We start from the raw sequence: 6751 nt of genomic DNA on the forward strand, positions 1-6751 counted from the left end.
AGCGTTACCGTGAGCGAATGGTCAATAATCTCCACAAAAAGGCTCAGGCTTTTGGTTTTGAGCTTATTCCTCAGCCATCAGAAAATGTGGTTTCTTAGAAGAGGGATAATTTTTGAAATTGGCTATTGAAATTATTCTGCTTGCGTTTTTTGGCTGATTTAGCTTTGGACTTTGCTCGGTACGCCGTATGACTTCAACGTGAGCTTGGATCATCTGCCCTCATAAATTATCTTGTAAAAAACCGTACCCATGTAACGTCTGCATTCACAGGTACATCTGTGGTAAACTCTGGATGGGGGGGGCAACGCTTCAAATTCGCTCCGCAAGCCCTTTTGGTAGTTTGTACCCAGTAGAGCGACGCGAACAAAAACTTTGAAAGTCGCTCTGTGTAAGCATTAGCTTTTTGCGTGGGGCGAACTTGAGTCTAAAACATTTTACGCCGCAGCCAGAAAGAACTTTGTACTGTAATCCATTCTTCATTTGCTGATAGAGTGATCACCCTCGCCTCCCGATTTCCATTCCCTGTCAGTGCTATATCTAGTAACTGTTCTAAGGGCTTGTTGATATTTGGTAACTGCTCCCCAAACCCCTGCCGTACACCTTCATTTAGCAACCAACTGAAGTCAGTTGGGTAGGTTGTGGCGAAAAGCTTGAAAGTTTCAATTCCTCCCACTAAGGAACCATCGTTAGAAGATGACACATAAGGGAATTTTTCTGGCAGGTACAGTTCTATGTGTTCGTTTTGGCGTATACCAATGTTGTGTTTACCGGGTTGGAACTCTTGATTAGCACCTTTGATGGGGTATATCTGAGTCACACCATAAGCTAATCCTAAGTCCAGGATATAAATGTAAATGGAAGCGTTATGAAGATTTTCGACCTCCAAAATCAAGCGATCGCCATTTTCAAAAACAATTTGTCCACTATTCTTATCAGGTTGAGCTTCTATCCAATTGCCATCACCAGCTTGTTGCTTTAGAGTCAGTTTCACTTTGTTTTTGAGCAAGCTTTGGGAGTTAGGATTCTCTAAAGCTAATACCGACTTACATCGCACAATTTTTTCTAAGTTTTCTCGCAGTGTAGTTGTAGCCCCAACCCGATCTACAGGACAAGTTGGCATTAGTACTTGCCCACTGTTACCTACTAAAACCCAAGTCGGTTGATTTACTACTCCCAACTGAGGCACAGGAGCATCAGAACTTACTTCGCTTCGGGGCGCAATAATATATACCATCACATCAGCAGTTTCGCCCTCTTGAGCAAAGCGTAGTAACTTCGACTCTTTAATTAGCTCAATCAATTCTTTCTTAGCTGCATCGTAGTCAGGCGGCACTTGGATATTCACCTTTAGGGACATTTCGCCGTAAAAATGGGCTTCTTCTGTTGCCCGACTTCCTACAGTAATCACACCGACTTGATTCTCTTCCAGAATCTGGGCATCAGAGGTGACAGCACGAACAGCAGTAATTTTTACCTTGCCCAGTTTCAGAGTTTCGTTACCAATTTGCTTGGTTGTTTCATGATAAATTGCCCATTCTGATTTCTCAGTCATGCCATGAGCTGCGCCAGCACCTAAAATCACTTTGTTATCTTTGCGATTGACAATCGAGACAAAGCGCATGGGTTCAATGTCATCCACGTAGAAAAACTCCCGATCCTGCGCTCCCTCCATTTGTGGGTGCTGAACGGATTTATACCCCGTGACTTGGGTGCTGACACGTTGAAAAATATCTCGGTAAGTAGTGTCTGACTGAATTGAGCGTAATTCTTGGCATAAGAAGTATGTCAGAGCGCCGTGACCAATTTGACTATTACCTTCTTGTTTCCAGTATTCCCAAGATGACTCCGCAGCAGTACAGCCTGCAATGAGAACATAGCGATCGCTCATTGGCAACCAGCCGCTAGAACCAATATCCCGCGCTCCTCCACTACTGCGAGTCGTAGATAATGGCGATGGTGGAAGTTGTTCGATCGGACGAGTATCAGATTCAACCCAGCGATCGTTAGCTCCAAAAGGCTCGCGGACAATTCCCCCTGAATGACAGGAGTCAAAAATCAGGGTTATGTACGGGGTCTTTTCGCTCAAACGCAACAACCATTCGTAGAGTTCATCGTCGGTAATATCCCGGTTTTCATGAGGAGCGCGTCCAGTATCGTGAGGCATGATAGTTTCATCCATCCCGTCTGGTTTGTCTCCCTCGCGATCAGTCATCCGGGAACCATGCCCGCTGTAATGGATAACTACAATATCATTCTGGTTTACATGGTAAATTAACTCTTGTAAAGCCTTCAATATACCTTGTCGAGTAGCTTCCTCATCAAGCAGGAGAGTAATATTTTTCTCTGGAAAGCTGAAGTTTTCTTGCAGGACTTTATTGATTAATTGCACATCATTGACACAACCACTTAATTGATAGCGAGCATCTAATCTAGGGTATTTATTAATACCTATTAACAATGCCCATTTATCATTTTTGGTTGCATGATTGTTTACCATAAGTTTACCTCTTCCAAATTTAATTGAAAATCAATTTGATTTTTTACCAGTTTTCCCAACGGTAATTTGTAACAATCATCACTCAGCTTCGCCAATGAGTGTAAAAGCTGCCCAAGCTCTAGGGTTGTTGGGATATTGTTTCATAGTGCTGAGCATTGCACTACGAAGTGCAGTAGCTTTGTCCTGTTTGCGCTCCAGAAAATTACGATAAAACTCGGTCATTAAAAACGCTGTAGAATCATCTGGTACTGACCAAAGAGATACCAAAATACTAGACACACCCGCAGAAATAAATGAGCGAGATAATCCTACCACTCCGTCACCTGTAATCCGACCTCGACCAGTATCACAAGCACTTAAAACAACTAATTCAGCGTGTAGTTCTAGTTTGAGAATTTCTTCGGCGGTTAACCAACCGTCATTCTCGCCACAAGAAGTTAAAGCAATCGCACTTCCTAATCCTCTAACATCATCTAGTAAGCCGTGAGTTGCTAAATGGATAATCCTGGCTTTCGGCATCTGCTGCACAATAAATGCTTCAGTAGCTTGGGAGCCGATAATAGCTTTAGTATTAAACAATGAAGCTATTGCTTGAGCTTCCTTTTGAGCGCCAACAAGAGGTTTTAACTCAAAAGATGTACTACTAAATTGAGGAGGCAAATTCGGCATACTGGGATTTCCCACAATCATCACCTCATGAAGATTTGCCTGCTGAATTTTTTCTCGTAGCTTTTGTGTTAGATTTAGTAGCTCAATCGCAGAAGTCGTCAGAATATTGTGTCGCTCAATGAGATATTGACCAGAGCCATCTTGTAAGGCGGGAAATGGAACTAAGAACAGAGAACCTTGAGGAACAAAGATAACGTTGTCATTGGAGTCACTGGGCAGAATATCTGCAATCGGTTGAATTAAGATTTCATAGAGTTGTTGTAAGTAGTGCTTGTTTGCTAAGGAATCATTAGCTGTGCTAACCCACCGAGCATCGCGTGTTACACCAATGGATTCAATCCGGCTTCGGGTAACAATCTCTTCTAAAGACGTTTGATGTTGCTGCCACAAAGGTTTAAGGTCAATTTGGCGAAATCTAATATCACCCGTGGGCTTGATTACCCAAATATAAAGTTCTGATTCGTGAAATTTTTGTTTACCTTCCACTTTAAAGAAATCAGAAATAATTGAATATTCAATCAGAGTTGCATTTTGAGCCTTGGCAATTTGTTGAATTCCTGGAAGAGTTAGTCGAGTAATGGTGAATTGTTCCTTGGCACTAGGGTCTAGTCTTTTAGCTAGTAACTCTACAAAAGCACGCGCACGTCCCCGTTCAGCAATTACCAGTGCATCCTTAGGTTTATTCAGGGCGACCAAAACTTTTTGCAACCAGGTGTAAGTATCTGCTTGTGTGTCAAAAATTGATACCTTATGGCTATCGTGCAATCCCACTCTCAGAGATTCTTGAACCTCGATCCCGTCATAGAGTATCTTCTCTGATTCTTCAAACTGCTGAGATTTAAAGAGAGTAAAGCCCAGATTGGTCAAACATTTTGCTTGACCAGCGCGATCGCCTATTTCCTGAGCAATAGCTAGTGCCTGCTGTAAGTTCTCAATTCCTTGTTGGTATTTCTCTTGATCATTGTAAACAAGTCCCAAATTGGCTAGAGCAGTGGCTTCTTCTTGAAGATCGCCTATTTCCTGAGCAATGGCTAGTTGCTGCTTTAAATTCTCAATCGCTTGGTCGTATTGTCCCAAGGCATAGTAAACACCAGCCAAATGGTTCAGAGTGGAAGCTTCACTATCGCGATCGCCAATTTGACGACAAATGCTTAAAGATTGTTCTAAGTATTTAACTCCTTGCTCGTATTGCCCTTGAGAACTGTAAATATAACCCAAATGATTTAGAGAATTGGCTTCTCCTCGGCGATCGCCAATCTCACTGGCTATGTCTAGAGACTGTTGATAATACCTAATGCCTTCCTGGGATTCTCCTAAGTTTTGGTAAACAATGCCCAAATCCCCTAGAGCATGGGCTTCTCCTTGCCGATAACCAATCTGGCGTGTGATATTTAGTTGCTGCTGATAGAATTCAATTGCTTGCTGATATTTACCTTGGGAATCATAAGCACTACCCAAATGACCTAAACAGGCAGCTTCTCCTTCAGGAGAACCTAATTCACGAAAAATAGTCAACGACTGCTGATAGAATTCAATTGCTTGCTGATATTGACCTTGGGAGTAGTAAGCAAGCCCCAGACTGTTCAGGATAGTAGCTTCACCACTGCGATGGCCTATTTTCCTGTCAATATCTAAAGACTTTTGATAGTATTTAACAGCTTCCTGGTAGTTTGCTAAATAGTTATAAGCATCGGCAAAGCCGCATAGGGCAGTGGCTTGACCGTGCAGATCGCCTATCTGCTCAAAGATAATCAATGACTGCTGATAGTACTCTATAGCTTTGTGGTATTTTCCTTGCGAGCTATAAACATTACCCAAATTAACTAACGAACCAGCTTCTCCGCGAATATCTTGTATATTCTGCTGAATAACTAAACACTGCTGATGGAAATCAATCGCTTTGTGGTATTTCCCTTGCGATTTATAAACATTACCTAGATTACCCAGACACAAAGCTTGTTCATAAGGAGCGTCTATTTGCCGTGCTATGGCTAAAGCTTGCTGATGGTACTCAATCGCTTGCTCGTATTGTCCTAGCGTGTTGTAGACATTACCCAGATTGGTTAAGCCAATAGCTTCATTTTGGCGATCGCCTATTTCTTGAAAAACAGTCATTGATTGCCGATAGCATTCAATTACTTCTTCGTATTGTCCTAAAAAGTATAAAGCATTAGCTAAACCTATTAAAGTACTAGCTTCTTCTTGGCAAGTGCCTATTTCCTGTGCAATAGCTAAAGCTTGTTGATGGTACTCAATCGCTTGCTCGTATTGTCCTAGAATACAGAAAGCTTTACCTAGCTGATTGAAAACGCTAACTTGGGAGTAAAGATCGCCCGTATCGCAGAAAATATCTAAAGCTTTTTGAAAATATTCAATTGCTTGCTGATATTGTCCTAGAGAGTTGTAAGCTGCACCCAGATTCAGCAAACCAAGAGATTGCCCATAACTAGAACCTATCTCCTGTGCTATTTCTAGAGATTGGGAATGGTAATTTATTGCTTGTTCATATTGTCCTAATTGGCTATAAAAATTACCTAAACCGCAGAGTGAAGCAGCTTGACTTTCACGAGCAGCTATTTCCCGTGCAATAGTCAAAGCCTGCTGATGGTAATCAATTCCTTGCTGATATTGTCCTATATCGCCATAAACATTGCCCAGATTACCTAGACAGGCGACTTCACCTTGGTGATCGCCTATTTCTTGAAAAATGACTAATGACTGCTGATAATACTCAATCGCTTTTTGATATTGTCCTCGATTGTAGAAAATATTGCCTAGATTACCAAGTGCTTGAACTTCGCCTTGACGATCTCCAATTACTCGATACATACTCAACGACTTTTGCCAAGCCCGGAAAGCAGCTTGAAATTGGCTGGTATGAAATAGCTGAACTCCTTGAGCAAGTAATGTATCTGCTTTTTCCTTTAAGGACGGGGTCATATAAGTGGCAAATTCCTTTTGACAAACCAATATCTTTAAAATAAATGTGATTCCCACTGGAATACATCTTATTTATCTTATTTATCTTATTTTTCGGATTAAAAGGTAATATTTCTAGAAATATTAAGCAATTCCTAATTATGGCTACACGAAAGTGCCTTAACGTTCACTCAGAGCTTCTGAGCGAGCATTTTTAAGGAACGGTTAGTTAGATTCTCGCCAAATCCCGCCAAGGGGATACACTCAGATTGTTCATTGAATTTCTCTATTGTGCAATTTTAACCGAGGGGTTTGATTGCCCAGACTCTAGTGCTGCGGTGATTGCCCGACCAACCAGCAGTGTCACTCTCTGGCTGCAAATGATTGGTAGGATATTGCCTCCTGCACCGGGAAAAGAATATGCCACTATCTTAGACATGACTGATAACTGGTATCGGCTAGGTCGTCCATGCGACAACCGAAAATGGAGTCTTGACCCAGTATCTTGTGACCCTGATACCCAAGGAGCAAGATGTTGCCCTCACTGCCATCATGTCTTCAAACCCTTAAGGGGCTACAAAAAGGGCTAGAATGCAGACAGAATAAGTCTCATAGCTCTTTGACCTTGTTGGTAGAAAGGACGCTTATTAGGACTTAATGTCAATA

Annotated in this window: 3 protein-coding genes; 1 reads left to right on the plus strand and 2 read right to left on the minus strand. The window is 41.9% G+C overall.

The window, feature by feature from the left end; genetic code table 11:
* Window positions 1-424: 424 nt before the first annotated feature.
* Together H6G76_RS35665 and H6G76_RS35670 are read right to left on the minus strand one after the other, a co-directional pair.
* The gene (locus H6G76_RS35665) at window positions 425-2497 is read right to left on the minus strand and encodes a caspase family protein (protein WP_190710913.1); all 2073 of its coding nucleotides are present in this window, start codon (window positions 2495-2497) and stop codon (window positions 425-427) included.
* A 78-nt stretch (window positions 2498-2575) separates the two neighbouring features.
* Window positions 2576-6106, minus strand: a complete 3531-nt coding sequence (locus H6G76_RS35670) for a CHAT domain-containing protein (RefSeq protein WP_190710914.1) — start codon at window positions 6104-6106, stop codon at window positions 2576-2578.
* Between the two features lie 248 nt (window positions 6107-6354).
* Here H6G76_RS35670 and H6G76_RS35675 point away from each other — a divergent pair, with 248 nt between their 5' ends.
* Window positions 6355-6675 (plus strand): DEAD/DEAH box helicase, encoded by a 321-nt coding sequence (locus H6G76_RS35675; RefSeq protein WP_242056677.1) that lies wholly within the window; start codon window positions 6355-6357, stop codon window positions 6673-6675.
* Window positions 6676-6751: the final 76 nt, after the last annotated feature.

The organism is Nostoc sp. FACHB-152 (genome assembly GCF_014697475.1).
Classification (GTDB): domain Bacteria; phylum Cyanobacteriota; class Cyanobacteriia; order Cyanobacteriales; family Nostocaceae; genus Nostoc_B.

What these genes read in the sequence shown, in the direction of transcription:
- H6G76_RS35665 (WP_190710913.1), bottom strand. Translation starts at nt 2,497, where the DNA reads ATGGTAAACAATCATGCAACCAAAAATGATAAATGGGCATTGTTAATA.
- H6G76_RS35670 (WP_190710914.1), bottom strand. Translation starts at nt 6,106, where the DNA reads ATGACCCCGTCCTTAAAGGAAAAAGCAGATACATTACTTGCTCAAGGA.